Below are 14,580 nucleotides of genomic sequence, written 5' to 3' on the forward strand. Positions count from 1 at the left end.
TTACGTAAATTGTATTGTGATACGTCTCAAGCGTATCCGGCAATCGTTATCATTGCGAACCCCAGACTCCTTCGGGTTATAGGGTCAAGCAATGAAGCGCACACGGTGGATGCCTAGGCAGCCAGAGGCGATGAAAGACGTGGTAGCCTGCGATAAGGTTCGGTGAGGTGGCAAACGACCTGCGACCCGGACATCTCTGAATGGGGAAACCCACTCATCACAAGATGAGTATCCTGTCCTGAATACATAGGGGCAGGAGGCGAACCAGGGGAACTGAAACATCTAAGTACCCTGAGGAAAAGAAATCAACCGAGATTCCCCTAGTAGCGGCGAGCGAACGGGGACCAGCCCTTAAGCGTGTGACGGATTAGACGAACAGACTGGGAAGTCTGGCCATAGCGGGTGATAGCCCCGTAGTCGAAAATCTGATCACGTGAAATCGAGTAGGTCGGGGCACGAGAAACCTTGACTGAAGACGGGGGGACCATCCTCCAAGGCTAAATACTCCTGGCTGACCGATAGTGAACCAGTACCGTGAGGGAAAGGCGAAAAGAACCCCGGAGAGGGGAGTGAAATAGATCCTGAAACCGTGTGCGTACAAGCAGTAGGAGCAGACTTGTTCTGTGACTGCGTACCTTTTGTATAATGGGTCAGCGACTTATATTCAGTGGCGAGGTTAACCGTATAGGGGAGCCGTAGGGAAACCGAGTCTTAACTGGGCGACACAGTCGCTGGATATAGACCCGAAACCGAGCGATCTATCCATGAGCAGGGTGAAGGTTGAGTAACATCAACTGGAGGCCCGAACCAGGATCTGTTGAAAAAGATTTGGATGACTTGTGGATCGGAGTGAAAGGCTAATCAAGCTCGGAGATAGCTGGTTCTCCTCGAAAGCTATTTAGGTAGCGCCTCACGTATCACCGCCGGGGGTAGAGCACTGTTTCGGCTAGGGGGTCATCCCGACTTACCAACCCGAGGCAAACTCCGAATACCGGTGAGTGCAAGCGTGGGAGACACACGGCGGGTGCTAACGTCCGTCGTGAAAAGGGAAACAACCCAGACCGTCAGCTAAGGTCCCCAAATCCTGGTTAAGTGGGAAACGATGTGGGAAGGCTCAGACAGCTAGGAGGTTGGCTTAGAAGCAGCCATCCTTTAAAGAAAGCGTAATAGCTCACTAGTCGAGTCGGCCTGCGCGGAAGATGTAACGGGGCTAAACCAGGTACCGAAGCTACGGGTTCATCCTTACGGATGAGCGGTAGAGGAGCGTCGTGTAAGCCGATGAAGGTGTGTTGAGAAGCATGCTGGAGGTATCACGAGTGCGAATGCTGACATGAGTAACGATAAAGGGAGTGAAAAACTCCCTCGCCGGAAGACCAAGGGTTTCTGTTCGACGCTAATCGGAGCAGAGTGAGTCGGCCCCTAAGGCGAGGCCGAAAGGCGTAGTCGATGGGAAACGGGTCAATATTCCCGTACCGGACATGATTGCGATGGGGGGACGGAGAAGGCTAGGTGAGCCAGGCGTTGGTTGTCCTGGTGAAAGTGAGTAGGCTGGGGTCTCAGGTAAATCCGGGACCCTTCAAGGCCGAGACACGAAACGAAGACACTACGGTGTCGAAGTCATTGATGCCACGCTTCCAGGAAAAGCCTCTAAGCTTCAGATCATGTGCGACCGTACCCCAAACCGACACAGGTGGTCAGGGTGAGAATCCCAAGGCGCTTGAGAGAACTCGGGTGAAGGAACTAGGCAAAATGGTGCCGTAACTTCGGGAGAAGGCACGCCGGCGTAGGGTGACGAGACTTGCTCTCCAAGCCCGAACCGGTCGAAGATACCAGGTGGCTGCAACTGTTTAGTAAAAACACAGCACTCTGCCAACTCGCAAGAGGACGTATAGGGTGTGACGCCTGCCCGGTGCCGGAAGGTTAAGTGATGGTGTTAGGATTCGTCCGAAGCTCTTGATCGAAGCCCCGGTAAACGGCGGCCGTAACTATAACGGTCCTAAGGTAGCGAAATTCCTTGTCGGGTAAGTTCCGACCTGCACGAATGGCGTAATGATGGCCACGCTGTCTCCACCCGAGACTCAGTGAAATTGAAATCGCCGTGAAGATGCGGTGTACCCGCGGCTAGACGGAAAGACCCCGTGAACCTTTACTATAGCTTCACACTGGACGCTGATGTTGCCTGTGTAGGATAGCTGGGAGGCTTTGAACCTCGGACGCCAGTTCGAGGGGAGCCAACCTTGAAATACCAGCCTGGCATCATTGGCGTTCTCACTCAGGTCCGTGATCCGGATCGAGGACAGTGTGTGGTGGGTAGTTTGACTGGGGCGGTCTCCTCCCAAAGCGTAACGGAGGAGCACGAAGGTACCCTCAGCACGGTCGGACATCGTGCAATGAGTGCAAGAGCATAAGGGTGCTTGACTGCGAGACAGACACGTCGAGCAGGTGCGAAAGCAGGTTCTAGTGATCCGGTGGTTCTGTATGGAAGGGCCATCGCTCAACGGATAAAAGGTACTCCGGGGATAACAGGCTGATACCGCCCAAGAGTTCACATCGACGGCGGTGTTTGGCACCTCGATGTCGGCTCATCACATCCTGGGGCTGAAGTCGGTCCCAAGGGTATGGCTGTTCGCCATTTAAAGTGGTACGCGAGCTGGGTTTAGAACGTCGTGAGACAGTTCGGTCCCTATCTGCCGTGGGCGTTGGATGTTTGAGAAGAGCTGCTCCTAGTACGAGAGGACCGGAGTGGACGACCCTCTGGTGTTCCGGTTGTCACGCCAGTGGCATTGCCGGGTAGCTATGGTCGGACGGGATAACCGCTGAAAGCATCTAAGCGGGAAGCCCCCTTCAAGATGAGACATCCCCGAGGCCTAGAGCCTCCTGAAGGGCCCAGCGAGACCAGCTGGTTGATAGGCACGGTGTGGAAGCGCTGCAAGGCGTTGAGCTAACGTGTACTAATGGCCCGTGAGGCTTGACCCTATAACACCCAAGGGGTCTGGTCGTGATGATAACGAAGAGTGTGAACGCACTCGCAACACCGGATACGCCGCAGTGAGCCAGAGCGCTTGCTGACAAGAGACGCACACAATACACGTCAAGAACACCTCAGCATGATATGCATTACCTGTTACGCCTGACGACCATAGCACGCGTGAACCACCTGATCCCATGCCGAACTCAGAAGTGAAACCGCTTAGCGCCGATGGTAGTGTGGGGTCTCCCCATGTGAGAGTAGGTCATCGTCAGGCACTTATATCGTAGAAAGCCCCGAGCACATTGTGTTCGGGGCTTTTTGCTGTGCGTAGCATACGTCGAAACACCCAGCCAAAGGCTGGGTGTGAGCATCGTCAGGCGCAGAGCGTTTCCATGGCTTCGATAAAGCTGTCCATTTCGTCGTCGGTGCCGATGGTAATGCGCAGAAAGTTGTTCAGCGCCTCGGTGTTGAAGTGCCTGACCAGAATGCCGCGCTCACGCAGGCCAGCGAAGAGCTGGGCGCCTTCATGGTGAGGGTGCTGGGCAAACAGGAAGTTGGCCTTGGAAGGCAATACCTCGAATCCAAGCCGCTCCAGGCGCTGGCGGGTGCGCTCCCGGGTGGCGATCACGTTATTGCGGCAGGCGTCGAAGTGTTCGGTATCCTTCAGGGCTTCGATGCCCACCAGGCTGGCCAGGCTATCTACGGGGTAAGAGTTGAAGGAGTCCTTGACCCGCTGCAGGCCTTCGATCAGCTCGCTGGAGCCAATTGCATAGCCTAGCCTCAATCCTGCCAAGCTACGTGACTTGGAGAACGTGCCCGTGACCAGCAGGTTCGGGTAGCGGCTAATCAGCGACACGGCGCTGTCAGCGCCGAAATCCACGTACGCCTCATCCACCAGCACCACGCGGTCGGTGACTTTCTGCAGAAGCGCCTCGATGGCTTCCAGCGGGTGAGCATGGCCCGTGGGGGCGTTAGGGTTGGCAAAGATGACGCCGCTTCGCTCACTCGCGCTGGCCAACGCATCCATATCCACTTCCCACTGGGCATTCAAGGGATGCTTGCGCAGCTCTACGCCGTAAAGGTTGGCATATACCGGATAGAAACTGTAGGTGATGCTGGGTACATCGAGAGGTGCCCCTTGGCAAAAAAATGCCTGAAACGCGAAGGCCAGGACTTCATCGGAGCCGTTGCCCACGAAGGTTTCCGCGACGCTGACGCCGTAGCGGCTGGCCAGGGTTTCACGCAGCGCCAGTGAGGTAGGGTCGGGGTAGAGCCGTAAATGGTCGGTAGGGTATTGGGCCAGCGCCTGGCTGACACCAGGGGCCGGGGGGTAGGGGTTCTCGTTGGTGTTGAGCTTGATCACGCGCTCGCGGGGCTGCTCGCCGGGAATATACGGGGTAAGATCCCTGACGGCAGGGCTCCAGTATTGGCTCATGGGGGTAACCTGATTGTGCGGATGTGAATATCCCCATGGTCGCCTGATGGCCGCAAGAGCGCAAGCATTCCCATTGGCCGCGATTCGGCCCATACTTCTCCTGTGAAGGGGTGGGCGTCGCACCTTGTAGCGGTTATGCTGTCATAAGCGCGCGAAAGAAATGTATGTCCAACACCATAAGGAGACACGCAATGCAATTCAGGAGTTTGCTAGCCGGTTCGGCTATGTTGGCACTGCTGGCGGGCTGCGCAGCTGGCCCGACGGATCAGCGCGACGACGCAGGCATGAGCGCCTCACAGGCTAACTATCAGGGTACTCTGCCCTGCCGTAACTGTGACGGCATTGACCTGGATGTGACCATGCAGGGTGAAGAAATGGCCGCTCCGGAAGAGCGTACCTTTACCTTGAATGCGACTTACCGCAACCACCCCCAGACACCGCCCGATGAAAACTACGCTGGTAACTGGGAAGTGCTGACGGGTACGCCTGCCGACCCCGACGCGACGGTCTACGAACTGACACCGGACGGTGACGGCCAGATCTACTACTTCCAGCGGATCGACGAGCGTACGCTCGAGCTGATCGACCCGGAGCGTCGTCGCTTTGAAAACGGCGAGATGCTGCAACTGCGTCGCCAGTAATCGCTGAGCGCATCGCATCAAGGCGGCCATTGGCCGCCTTTTGTATGTCTGGCGGTGGTGAAACAGTAGCAATGACGGTCGTTACAGCCGTCTTAACGACCGTCGCAACAATCGTTTTAACAACCGTTGCAACAACAGTGGCAAGTACAGTCATGCGAGACAGGAGCGGCTAGCGTTGGCAAAAGCAAAGAGCGCCTTTGTGTGTACCGAGTGTGGTGCCGAGTATCGCAAGTGGCAGGGGCAGTGCACCAGCTGTCAGGAGTGGAATACGCTCAGTGAGATCCGGTTGACCAGTGCGCGGCCTGGCAGCGGAACGACGGCGACCGGGCGCGCTGGCTATGCGGGCAACCTCTCGAAGGAAGTCGTGGACCTCAGTAACGTCGACCTCAGCGAAGTGCCACGGTTGACCTCCACTTTTGCCGAGTTCGACCGTGTATTGGGAGGCGGCCTGGTACCGGGCTCGGCCGTGCTGCTGGGCGGGAACCCCGGGGCGGGCAAGTCGACGCTGCTGCTGCAAACGGCCTGCAAGCTGGCTCAGCAACGCCGCATCCTCTATGTGACCGGCGAGGAGTCGCTTTCCCAGGTCGCCATGCGAGCGCATCGCCTGCAGCTTCCCACCAACGGCTTGAAAATGTTGGCGGAAACCAGCGTCGAGACCATTCTGGCCGTTGCCGAGCGTGAAAAGCCCGAGATTCTGGTCATCGACTCTATTCAGACCATGCACCTGGAGGATATCAGCTCGGCGCCCGGTGGCGTGGCGCAGGTGCGCGAGTCTGCCGCAGCGCTGACCCGCTTTGCCAAGCAGACGAACACCGTCCTGCTGCTGGTGGGGCATGTCACCAAGGATGGCACCCTGGCAGGCCCCAAGGTGCTCGAGCACATGATCGATGCCTCGCTGCTGCTGGAGGGCGGGGCGGACTCGCGTTTTCGCACCCTGCGTGGCCAGAAGAACCGCTTCGGCGCGGTGAACGAGCTGGGTGTGTTCGCCATGCTGGAGCAGGGCTTGAAGGAAGTGAAAAACCCCAGTGCCATCTTCCTGTCGCGCCAGGAAGAGCAGGCTCCCGGCAGCCTGGTGATGGTGGTATGGGAAGGCACGCGGCCGATACTGGTGGAAGTGCAGGCGCTGGTCGATGAGTCAGCCTTGGGGAACCCGCGCCGGGTCGCCGTTGGGGTCGATCAGAACCGCTTGGCCATGCTGCTGGCGGTATTGAACCGGCATGGTGGGCTGTTCACCGGTGACCAGGACGTGTTCTTGAACGTGGTGGGCGGGGTCAAGGTGCTGGAAACCAGTGCCGACTTGGCGGTGCTGCTGGCGGTAGTGTCGAGCCTGCAAAACCGTGCGCTGCCCAAGGAGCTGGTCGTGTTTGGCGAAGTGGGGCTTTCCGGCGAGATTCGCCCCGTGCCCAGCGGGCAGGAGCGTATTACCGAGGCAGCCAAGCATGGCTTCTTGCGCGCCATCGTGCCGCGCGCCAATGCGCCAAAGCAGTCGCCCAAAGGCATGGAAGTCATCCCCGTCGACAAGCTTAGCGATGCCCTTGAGGCGTTGTGACATGGACTATGCTGGACGACCTGGGCGATGGGCATTCTGGGCTGGCCACTCGACAAACTCGCACCCGAACTGCACGTAGGGGACTGGGAAAGCTGCCTGGCCGCCGCTCGGCAGTGGAGTGCCTAGCGGCGGCCGATACGTATCAGAGGCTTTTGAGCCACTGGGTCATGACCCGGTCCAGCAGCGGCGCCAGACGCTGAAAGCGCTTGGGATCTGCCTGTATCTGATCGCCGGTTTGCAGGAAGCGCCCGGCGGAAGGGCTCCTGGCCGTGGGGAGCGCCTCGGCATTCAGCAAGGAAGCCGCGCTGGCCTGGGTCATTTCGAGATGGCATAACAGCGCCACCACGCGACCAGCATCCCAACTGAACCCCTGGAGCGGCGCCGCCGCACTGCCGCCCAGGGGCAGTGCGCCGTCAGGCAGACTAAATACCAGGCGGTGCCACATGAAGGCATCGAACTGCTCGGGCAGGTCAAAGGTACTCTCTGGCGCCAGGGTGACAGGGTGCCAGCCCGTTTCGGGGTAGGTGCCGGGGGCGATGACGGCGCCCAGGGCTTCAGCGATCCATAGCGCCCCCAGGCCAATGCCCATGACGGGTTTTTGGCCATCGAGGTAGCGGTGGATGAGCTTGCGCTCTGCCTTTTGCCAGGCGGGCGGGGCGCTGAACAGCGCGTCGGGGCCGCTCAGCACGATGAGCGCGTCGCACTCGCCAGGGCGCGGGGTCAGCTCCCCTGCGTATAGATGAAAAACGGTGTAACTATGGCCCATGCTCTCCAGCCAGTCTTGCAGGCGAGCGGGTCCATGGTCAGGGCCGTGCTGTAGCAGATGAATATGCATGGTAATCTCCTCGCCGGCCGCACACATCAAGCGCGGCGGAGCTTGCCCGCCGCGAGTGTGGGACGATAACGTATCGCGTCCACTTCACCAATACCGTTTATCAATACCGTTTCATCAATACCCTCTTCATCAACATAGTGACCCAGGACATCAGCATGGTGGCAAAACCCACAGGATTCTATCAGCGTCTGCAACTGCTGCCGCTGCCCGCCCAGCAAGCCTTCATGGCGGCCTTGTGCGAGCGGCTGCTACCCAACTACGCCCTCTACGAGCAAACCACAGGCCACGGTGATGGGCATACCCTGCGTACCGTGCTGAGCCTGGTGTGGGAGCGCTTGAGCGTGCCCAATGCCAGTATCGACTTTGCCCGTCAGGCGGAAAAGCTGGCGGAGTGCGAGCCACCGGCCAACGATGACAGTTTCGGGGCGCGCCGCGCGCTGGACGCCGTGGTCTCGATCTCGGCGCTGCTGGATACCTTGCAGGGTGAGTCTCCGGAAGCGGTGCTGGACGTGAGCCGCACTTCCCGGGCAGGAGTGCGGGCATTCATCGAGCTGACCGAGGGAGAGGTGGATGCACAGGCGCTGGCGCTGATCATCCGCGACCACCCGCTGATGGCCGATGAAAACGACTTTCAGGATGCGGTGCTGGAAGCCGTCAGCGAGCCGCTCACCAAAGCGGCGCTAAAAGAGATTCGCCTGCTGGGGCGCAACAGCGGCATCAGCAACTTGGGGCTTTCGCTGGAAGAGGGCGACGAGTAGCCGCCCTTGGGTCTTGCGAACGAACGGCCTTAAAAACGGACGCCCGCCGTGATCATCATGCCCGCTGTGCCGAACACGATCAGGTCCGACTCGACGCGCCCCCATTGAATGCCCACGCTGGGCAGAAGGGCGGGGGCGATTTCGTAGCGGTTGAAGGGAATCTTGTCGCGGAACTCATCCTTGTAGCCCCGCAGCAGCCCGCCGGTGAGCTTGGCGCGCACGTTGATGTTGTCGCCCAGCTGCCCCAGCGGAAACTCCCGCCCAGCGTAGAAGTACCAGGTGGGCTGGTCGAAGGAGTTCTTGAACCAGGCGGCACCCGCCAGCCAGCGGTCAGGGTTGTGCAACTCGACACTCACCAGATCCTGCTGGTTGGTGTGCTCCGGGTCGGGGCTGAAGTGTCGAGTCAACAGGCTGGTTTGCACCAGCGTGTGGTCCAGTTCGAAGGCCGGTGGCCAGTCAGGCATAGAAAAGGCCGAGGCAGATGCGCTCAGCCAAAGCATTGCCAGGCCACCTAACCAGGTGCAGGCACGGGGCATGTCACTCTCCTAAAGGCGCATCTCGATGCCACGTTCGGCCATGTAACGCTTGGCCTCGGGAATCGTGTGCTCGCCAAAATGGAAAATGCTGGCGGCCAATACCGCATCCGCACCGCCTTTCAATACGCCGTCCACCAGATGGTCCAGGTTGCCGACGCCGCCCGAGGCAATCACCGGCACGCTGACGGCCTCGGAAATGGCGTGGGTCACGCCCAGATCGAACCCGATTTTGGTGCCGTCGCGGTCCATGCTGGTCAGCAGTAGCTCGCCTGCGCCGAACTCGACCATTTTCTTGGCCCACTCGACGGCATCCAGGCCCGTCGGGCGGCGCCCACCGTGGGTGAAGATTTCCCAGCGGTCGGGTTCGCCCTCCTGAGAAACCTTCTTGGCGTCGATGGCCACCACGATGCACTGGCTGCCAAACCGGTCGGCGGCTTCCCGCACGAACTCCGGGTTGGTCACGGCGGCGGTGTTGATCGACACCTTGTCGGCACCCGCGTTGAGCATGGTGCGAATATCGTCGCAGGTGCGAATGCCGCCCCCCACGGTCAGCGGGATGAACACCTCGCCAGCGATCCGCTCGACCATGTCCACGGTGGTGGCGCGGTCTTCGTGGCTGGCGGTGATGTCGAGGAAGGTGATTTCGTCGGCGCCTTGCTGGTTGTAGCGCTGGGCGATCTCCACCGGGTCACCGGCATCGCGGATACCGACGAAGTTCACGCCCTTCACCACGCGCCCGGCATCGACGTCCAGGCAGGGAATAATGCGCTTGGCCAGGCTCATGCACGGCCTCCGCTCAGCTCGTCGCTCAGGCGCTGGGCTTCGGCGACATCCAGGCTGCCTTCGTAGATGGCGCGTCCGGTAATCGCCCCCAGAATGCCGCTGTCGGCCACGTCGCACAGCGCGCGAATGTCATCCAGGTTGGTGACGCCGCCCGAGGCGATCACCGGCAGGCCGCCTTCGCGGGCCAACGCCGCGGTGGCTTCCACGTTCACGCCCTGCATCATGCCATCGCGGGCGATGTCGGTGTAGACGATGCTGGAGACGCCATCGTTGGCGAAGCGCTTGGCAAGCTCGGTGGCCTTCACGGTGGATACCTCAGCCCAGCCGTCGGTGGCCACGAAGCCATCCTTGGCATCCAGGCCCACGATGATGTGGCCCGGGAAGGCGCGGCACATTTCACCGACGAATTCCGGCTCCTTGACCGCCTTGGTACCGATGATCACGTAAGAGACCCCGGCGTTCAGGTAGTGCTCGATGGTGTCCGCCGAGCGGATGCCACCGCCGATCTGAATGGGCAGGTTCGGGTAGGCGCGGGCAATGGCCGTCACCGCGTCGCCATTGACCGGTTTGCCTTCGAAAGCGCCGTTCAGGTCCACCAGATGCAAGCGACGCGCACCGGCTTCTACCCAGCGCGCGGCCATGGCCACCGGGTCGTCGCCGTAGGAAGTGGCTTCGTCCATGCGGCCCTGCTTCAAGCGCACACACTGGCCGTCTTTGAGATCAATCGCGGGAATTACCAACATAGTGAAACCTCTCAGGGCGTCCAGGTGACAAAATTTTCCAGCAGGCGAAGGCCTGCGCGGGAGCTTTTTTCCGGGTGAAACTGCACCGCGAAGGTGGCATCGCGGCCAATCGCCACGTGGGCGCTGACGCGACCGTAGTCCGTCGTGCCGAATACCTGGGCATCGTCGGCGGCATTCACGTAGTAGCTGTGCACGAAATAGAAGTGTTCGCGGTCATCGATGCCGGCCCACAGCGGGTGGTCATGATGCTGGGCGACCAGGTTCCAGCCCATGTGCGGCACTTTCAAACGCTGCTCCTGGGCATCGCGCATATCCGCCGGGAAGCGGTCGACGCTGCCCTGGAAGAAGCCCAGGCAGTCCACGCCGCCATTCTCTTCGCTGCGCTCCATCAGCATTTGCTGACCCACGCAGATACCCAGCAGCGGCTTGGCCTGGCGGGTCAGAATCTCCTCCACCAGCCCGCGCAGCTCGGTACGCTCCAACTCGCCCACGCAGTCGCGGATGGCCCCCTGGCCAGGTAGCACCACGCGGGTCGCGCCCAGAATGCGCCGGGGATCACGGGTAATGATCACGTTCTCATGGGTGACGTGTTCGAGCGCCTTGGCGACCGAGTGCAGGTTGCCCATTCCATAATCAATCACGGCAATGGTCATGAAGCGCTCCTTGTCGAGGTCATCGAGCGATGGCTGATCGCTGCGTTAGGCATTACAGGCACCCTTTGGTGGAGGGCATCTGCCCGGCCATGCGGGGGTCTTCCGACACGGCCATGCGCAGGGCGCGGCCAAAGGCCTTGAAGATGGTTTCTGCCTGATGGTGGGCGTTGAAGCCCTTGATGTTGTCGATGTGCAGCGTCACCCGCGCATGGTTCACGAAGCCCTGGAAGAATTCCCAGAACAGCTGGGTGTCCATGCTGCCGATGGTATCGCGGGTAAATTCCACGTTCATGAAGAGGCCGGGACGCCCGGAGAAATCGATGACCACCCGTGAGAGCGCTTCGTCCAGCGGCACGTAGGCGTGGCCGTAACGGTAAATGCCGCGCTTGTCGCCAATCGCCTCATGAAAGGCCTGGCCCAGGGTGATGCCCAGGTCTTCGACGGTGTGATGGTCGTCGATATGCAGGTCGCCCTTGGCGTCGATATCGAGGTCGACCATTCCGTGCCGAGCCACCTGGTCAAGCATATGGTCCAAAAACGGAACGCCCGTCTGGCAGCGAAGATGGCCTTCACCATCAAGGTTGACGCTGACCGTGATCTGCGTTTCGTTGGTGTCACGGCTAACCGTGGCAATACGCGCTGACATGTTGCATCTCCTGCGCCGAGGCGCACTCTGAGGAATAATCGGCGGGCGGCGGCTGCGGCCAAAACAAGCATTATAGAGAATCGGCCCCCCCATCCGCTACAATGCGTGAAATGTCGCCGCCCATTGCGGCGCTCAAACAGCAGCCTGGCTGCATTGGCAACGAGGATTTCACCATGCCGGTGACACTGCAATACGTCGACCAGGCCCGATGGGACGCCGATGAGCAAGTGCGTATCGACCTCGTGCGTATCTATGAAGACGCACCGCAAGAGCGCATGCCGACCACCAGGGTTTTACCCTTCATAGAGCAGCATTTACAAGGGCAGCACGTGTTTGCCTGCGCCCTGTTCAACGACCGCCTGCTGGGAGCCGTGGCGGTGCAGGAGGGCGATGACCGCGCCTGGTGGCTATCCGAGCTGTGCGTGCGCAAGACCACGCGGCGGCGTGGCGTGGGCTCACGGCTGATGGCGCTGATGGGCGAGCAGGCCAAGGAAGAGGGCCGTGTACTGCGTATTGCCACCACCACGCTGCCGCTGGCCGACCGCGTGCTGCTATCCAAATTGGGCTATCGGCCTATCGCCGATGCCGAGCCAACGGAACCGGGCCTCCCGGCCACCAGTGATTTTGTAGAGCTAGACCCCCAAGGGAAAGGTTAATGAAACAGCTACTCCGTATTTTACTGGCGGCCATCGGCATTCTTGCCATCGCCGCCGTCGCTGCCGTGGTCTACGTCACCACCTTTCTGGACCCGGAAGACTTCAAGCCCCGGCTGACCGCCGTGGTGGAAGAGCAGACAGGGCTCAATCTGGCGCTGGAAGGCCCGATCAGCTGGTCGTTCTACCCGCGTATCGGTGTCAGCGTCGAGCAGGCCCGTGCCTGGCTGCCCGAACAGTCGGTGGACGAGTCTGCTTTCGCGGCGATCAACCGGGCCGAGGTGAGCGTGGCCTTCGCGCCGCTGCTACGGGGTGAAATCGCCGTGGATGGCCTGACGCTCGACGGTATGCGCCTGAACCTGGTGAAAAATGCCGAAGGCGAGGGCAACTGGGAGCCGCTGCTGGAGCGCCTCTCCGAACACAGCAACGAGTCCGCCGAAACCGTGCTGGCACCGGCCAGTGCAGGCCCCAATGCCGATGCGGGCAACCTCTCGGTGGTGCTGAACATCGCCAGCGTAGAAGTCAAAGGGGCGGATATTCGCTACCGCGATGAACAGAGCCAGGCCCTGTGGCGGGTACAGCCGCTGAACATTTCGGGTACCAACGTCAACCCAGTGCGCTCCTTCCCGCTCAAGGCCATGTTCACGCTCTCCCGGCACAACCGCCTGGATGCCGAAGTGCTGGAGCGCACGCCGGACATGACCAGCGAGGTCAACCTGGAAACTCGCCTGCGCCTTGGCCTGCAGGATGAGCAGATCACTCTGGAGAATACCCAGCTCACCACGCAGACCCGCCCAGGCGCCAACAGCGAGCCCCAGCAGCTCAGCCTGAAAGCGGCTGAAATCGTGGCGCGCATGGGCGAGCAGCAGCTCAGCATTCGCCAGGGCGTGCTGGATGCCGGCCTGCGCCATGCCGACAACTGGCAGGGAAGCCTGGCCCTTTCGCTGGCATTCGGCTTGGAAGGCGACCTGGCCGCGCAGACCGCCCAGTTGAAGGACCTGCAACTGACCGGGCCGGATGGCCTGCGGGTCAGCGGCCACCTCAACCTCGAACAGCTGCTGGAAGCGCCCCAGTACAGCGGCCAGCTCACCGCAGCCCCCTTTACCCTGCGGCCCTGGATCTCGCGCACTGGCGCAACGCTCAATACCACCAGCGAAGCGGCGCTGAGCGACGTGGCCCTGACCAGCCCGGTCGAAGGTGATCTCTCGCGCATCGCCTTGCCACGCCTCTCGTTGGTCATCGATGACAGCACCTTTACCGGCGACGTGAGTGCTGCTCTGGATGGCAGCCAATTGAGCTTCAATCTGGACGGTGACCAGCTCAACCTGGACCACTACCTGCCGCGGCCTGCCGCCCCCGAGCAAGCCAGCCGAGGCCTGCTGCGCAGCGCCTTTGCCCAGTCCGAAGAAGCCCTGCTGCCCCAGGAGTGGCTCAGCGGCCTGACCCTGCAGGGGGATCTCAGCGTCGGCGAGCTGCAGCTGGCGGGCATGACCTTCAACGACACCCAGCTGGCGCTGCGCGGTGACGAGGGCAACCATCGCCTGACCGGCTTCGAATCGCGTTTCTATGGCGGCGAACTCAATGCCACCGGCGCGCTGGACGCCACCGACAGCGTGATGACCTGGCAATTCGCGCCGCGCATCAGCAATGTGCAAGTGGCCCCGTTGATCGAAACCTTCAGTGACGAAGAGGCCCCGCTGCGCGGCCGCTTCAATCTGGAAGGCAGCTTGACGACCCAAGGCAACAGCCGTCAGGTGCTGCTCAGCAACCTCAACGGCGAGCTGGATGCCCGGCTGAACGAAGGCGCTATCCTGCGTACCAATATCTCCCGTGAGATGTGCGAGCTGGCGGCGCTGCTGGAAGGCCAGGGCACCACCCGTGAGTGGCATCCCGATACGCGCTTCGAGCGCTTCGACGCCACGTTCCAGGTACGCAACGGCGTCGTGCACAGCGATGACTTGTCGATCACTCTGCCGGGTATCGAAGTGCAAGGCGAGGGCGAGCTCAACCTGACCTCTCAGGACTTCATGACGCTGGCCAATGCACGCCTTGTCGATACCGCCGACGCCGCCTGCCAAGTGAACCCGCGCCTGGAGCAGCTGCCGCTGCCCATCCGCTGTGAAGGCCACCTGGGGGATGATAAAGCCGAATGGTGCCGCTTCGACCGCACCGCGTTCCAGGCCAGCGTGGTGGATTTGCTGCGCACTGAAGCGGGCGGCCGTCTGGAAGAAGAGCTCGAAGAGCGCCTGGGCACCACCATCGAGCGCATCGACGAGCGCCTGGGCGAGGGCGCGGGCCAGGAGCTACGCGAAGGTATTCGCCGCCTGTTCAATTGATACGCCTGCCTTCTTATGGAGAAGGAGGCACCACCCCCTGC

At 60.9% G+C, this 14,580-nt stretch carries 12 protein-coding genes and 2 rRNA genes; 7 read left to right on the plus strand and 7 right to left on the minus strand.

All coding sequences use genetic code 11. The features are described 5' to 3' along the window. The first annotated feature begins 82 nt into the window (after positions 1-82). Positions 83-2,976: ribosomal RNA gene (locus HSS18214_RS0114785) — 23S ribosomal RNA — on the plus strand. Positions 2,977-3,129: 153 nt separating this feature from the next. After that, positions 3,130-3,245: ribosomal RNA gene (gene rrf / locus HSS18214_RS0114790) — 5S ribosomal RNA — on the plus strand. Between the two features lie 99 nt (positions 3,246-3,344). Here the strand turns inward: rrf and hisC are convergent. Beyond that, complete coding sequence (hisC, locus tag HSS18214_RS0114795; protein WP_016916055.1) at positions 3,345-4,406, minus strand: histidinol-phosphate transaminase; 1,062 nt, start codon at positions 4,404-4,406, stop codon at positions 3,345-3,347. A 191-nt stretch (positions 4,407-4,597) separates the two neighbouring features. Between hisC and HSS18214_RS0114800 the strand changes: the two genes are divergently transcribed. Together HSS18214_RS0114800 and radA are read left to right on the plus strand one after the other, a co-directional pair. Beyond that, positions 4,598-5,047 (plus strand): copper resistance protein NlpE N-terminal domain-containing protein, encoded by a 450-nt coding sequence (locus HSS18214_RS0114800; protein ID WP_026001970.1) that lies wholly within the window; start codon positions 4,598-4,600, stop codon positions 5,045-5,047. A 175-nt stretch (positions 5,048-5,222) separates the two neighbouring features. Then, positions 5,223-6,596: a DNA repair protein RadA gene (gene radA, locus HSS18214_RS0114805; protein WP_026001971.1), complete on the plus strand. Its 1,374-nt coding sequence runs from the start codon at positions 5,223-5,225 to the stop codon at positions 6,594-6,596. Between the two features lie 142 nt (positions 6,597-6,738). On the opposite strand, the gene HSS18214_RS0114810 is transcribed toward radA, so the two are convergent. After that, entirely contained in the window at positions 6,739-7,431 is a 693-nt protein-coding gene (locus HSS18214_RS0114810) for a type 1 glutamine amidotransferase (RefSeq protein ID WP_016916058.1), read from the minus strand. 155 nt (positions 7,432-7,586) lie between these two features. On the opposite strand from HSS18214_RS0114810, the gene HSS18214_RS0114815 reads away from it, so the two are divergent. After that, positions 7,587-8,189, plus strand: coding sequence for a YjaG family protein (locus tag HSS18214_RS0114815; protein ID WP_016916059.1), 603 nt, complete (start codon positions 7,587-7,589; stop codon positions 8,187-8,189). Between the two features lie 29 nt (positions 8,190-8,218). Here HSS18214_RS0114815 and HSS18214_RS0114820 read toward each other — a convergent pair whose 3' ends face one another. The 5 genes from HSS18214_RS0114820 to hisB are packed head-to-tail and all read right to left on the minus strand — an operon-like array spanning position 8,219 to position 11,550. Next, positions 8,219-8,725, minus strand: coding sequence for a hypothetical protein (locus HSS18214_RS0114820; RefSeq protein ID WP_016916060.1), 507 nt, complete (start codon positions 8,723-8,725; stop codon positions 8,219-8,221). Between the two features lie 9 nt (positions 8,726-8,734). Beyond that, on the minus strand, positions 8,735-9,508 hold the full coding sequence (hisF, locus tag HSS18214_RS0114825) for an imidazole glycerol phosphate synthase subunit HisF (RefSeq protein ID WP_016916061.1): 774 nt from the start codon (positions 9,506-9,508) through the stop codon (positions 8,735-8,737). Next, positions 9,505-10,251: a 1-(5-phosphoribosyl)-5-[(5-phosphoribosylamino)methylideneamino]imidazole-4-carboxamide isomerase gene (hisA, locus tag HSS18214_RS0114830; RefSeq protein WP_016916062.1), complete on the minus strand. Its 747-nt coding sequence runs from the start codon at positions 10,249-10,251 to the stop codon at positions 9,505-9,507. The genes hisF and hisA overlap by 4 nt, the downstream gene beginning before the upstream one ends. An 11-nt stretch (positions 10,252-10,262) precedes the next feature. After that, positions 10,263-10,904: an imidazole glycerol phosphate synthase subunit HisH gene (gene hisH / locus HSS18214_RS0114835; protein ID WP_016916063.1), complete on the minus strand. Its 642-nt coding sequence runs from the start codon at positions 10,902-10,904 to the stop codon at positions 10,263-10,265. A gap of 52 nt (positions 10,905-10,956) precedes the next feature. Beyond that, positions 10,957-11,550, minus strand: coding sequence for an imidazoleglycerol-phosphate dehydratase HisB (hisB, locus tag HSS18214_RS0114840; protein WP_016916064.1), 594 nt, complete (start codon positions 11,548-11,550; stop codon positions 10,957-10,959). A gap of 173 nt (positions 11,551-11,723) precedes the next feature. On the opposite strand from hisB, the gene HSS18214_RS0114845 reads away from it, so the two are divergent. Together HSS18214_RS0114845 and HSS18214_RS0114850 are read left to right on the plus strand one after the other, a co-directional pair. Continuing rightward, positions 11,724-12,206 (plus strand): acetyl-CoA sensor PanZ family protein, encoded by a 483-nt coding sequence (locus tag HSS18214_RS0114845; RefSeq protein ID WP_026001972.1) that lies wholly within the window; start codon positions 11,724-11,726, stop codon positions 12,204-12,206. Next, positions 12,206-14,539, plus strand: coding sequence for an AsmA family protein (locus HSS18214_RS0114850; protein WP_016916066.1), 2,334 nt, complete (start codon positions 12,206-12,208; stop codon positions 14,537-14,539). Before HSS18214_RS0114845 ends, HSS18214_RS0114850 begins: the two co-directional genes overlap by 1 nt. The last annotated feature ends 41 nt before the right edge of the window (positions 14,540-14,580 follow it).

The organism is Vreelandella stevensii S18214, assembly GCF_000275725.1.
Lineage (GTDB): Bacteria > Pseudomonadota > Gammaproteobacteria > Pseudomonadales > Halomonadaceae > Vreelandella > Vreelandella stevensii.

Excerpts from the sequence above, each read along its gene's own strand:
- hisC (WP_016916055.1), bottom strand. The coding sequence starts at position 4,406 with ATGAGCCAATACTGGAGCCCTGCCGTCAGGGATCTTACCCCGTATATT.
- HSS18214_RS0114800 (WP_026001970.1), top strand. The coding sequence starts at position 4,598 with ATGCAATTCAGGAGTTTGCTAGCCGGTTCGGCTATGTTGGCACTGCTG.
- HSS18214_RS0114810 (WP_016916058.1), bottom strand. The coding sequence starts at position 7,431 with ATGCATATTCATCTGCTACAGCACGGCCCTGACCATGGACCCGCTCGC.
- HSS18214_RS0114815 (WP_016916059.1), top strand. The coding sequence starts at position 7,587 with ATGGTGGCAAAACCCACAGGATTCTATCAGCGTCTGCAACTGCTGCCG.
- HSS18214_RS0114820 (WP_016916060.1), bottom strand. The coding sequence starts at position 8,725 with ATGCCCCGTGCCTGCACCTGGTTAGGTGGCCTGGCAATGCTTTGGCTG.
- hisF (WP_016916061.1), bottom strand. The coding sequence starts at position 9,508 with ATGAGCCTGGCCAAGCGCATTATTCCCTGCCTGGACGTCGATGCCGGG.
- hisA (WP_016916062.1), bottom strand. The coding sequence starts at position 10,251 with ATGTTGGTAATTCCCGCGATTGATCTCAAAGACGGCCAGTGTGTGCGC.
- hisH (WP_016916063.1), bottom strand. The coding sequence starts at position 10,904 with ATGACCATTGCCGTGATTGATTATGGAATGGGCAACCTGCACTCGGTC.
- hisB (WP_016916064.1), bottom strand. The coding sequence starts at position 11,550 with ATGTCAGCGCGTATTGCCACGGTTAGCCGTGACACCAACGAAACGCAG.
- HSS18214_RS0114845 (WP_026001972.1), top strand. The coding sequence starts at position 11,724 with ATGCCGGTGACACTGCAATACGTCGACCAGGCCCGATGGGACGCCGAT.
- HSS18214_RS0114850 (WP_016916066.1), top strand. The coding sequence starts at position 12,206 with ATGAAACAGCTACTCCGTATTTTACTGGCGGCCATCGGCATTCTTGCC.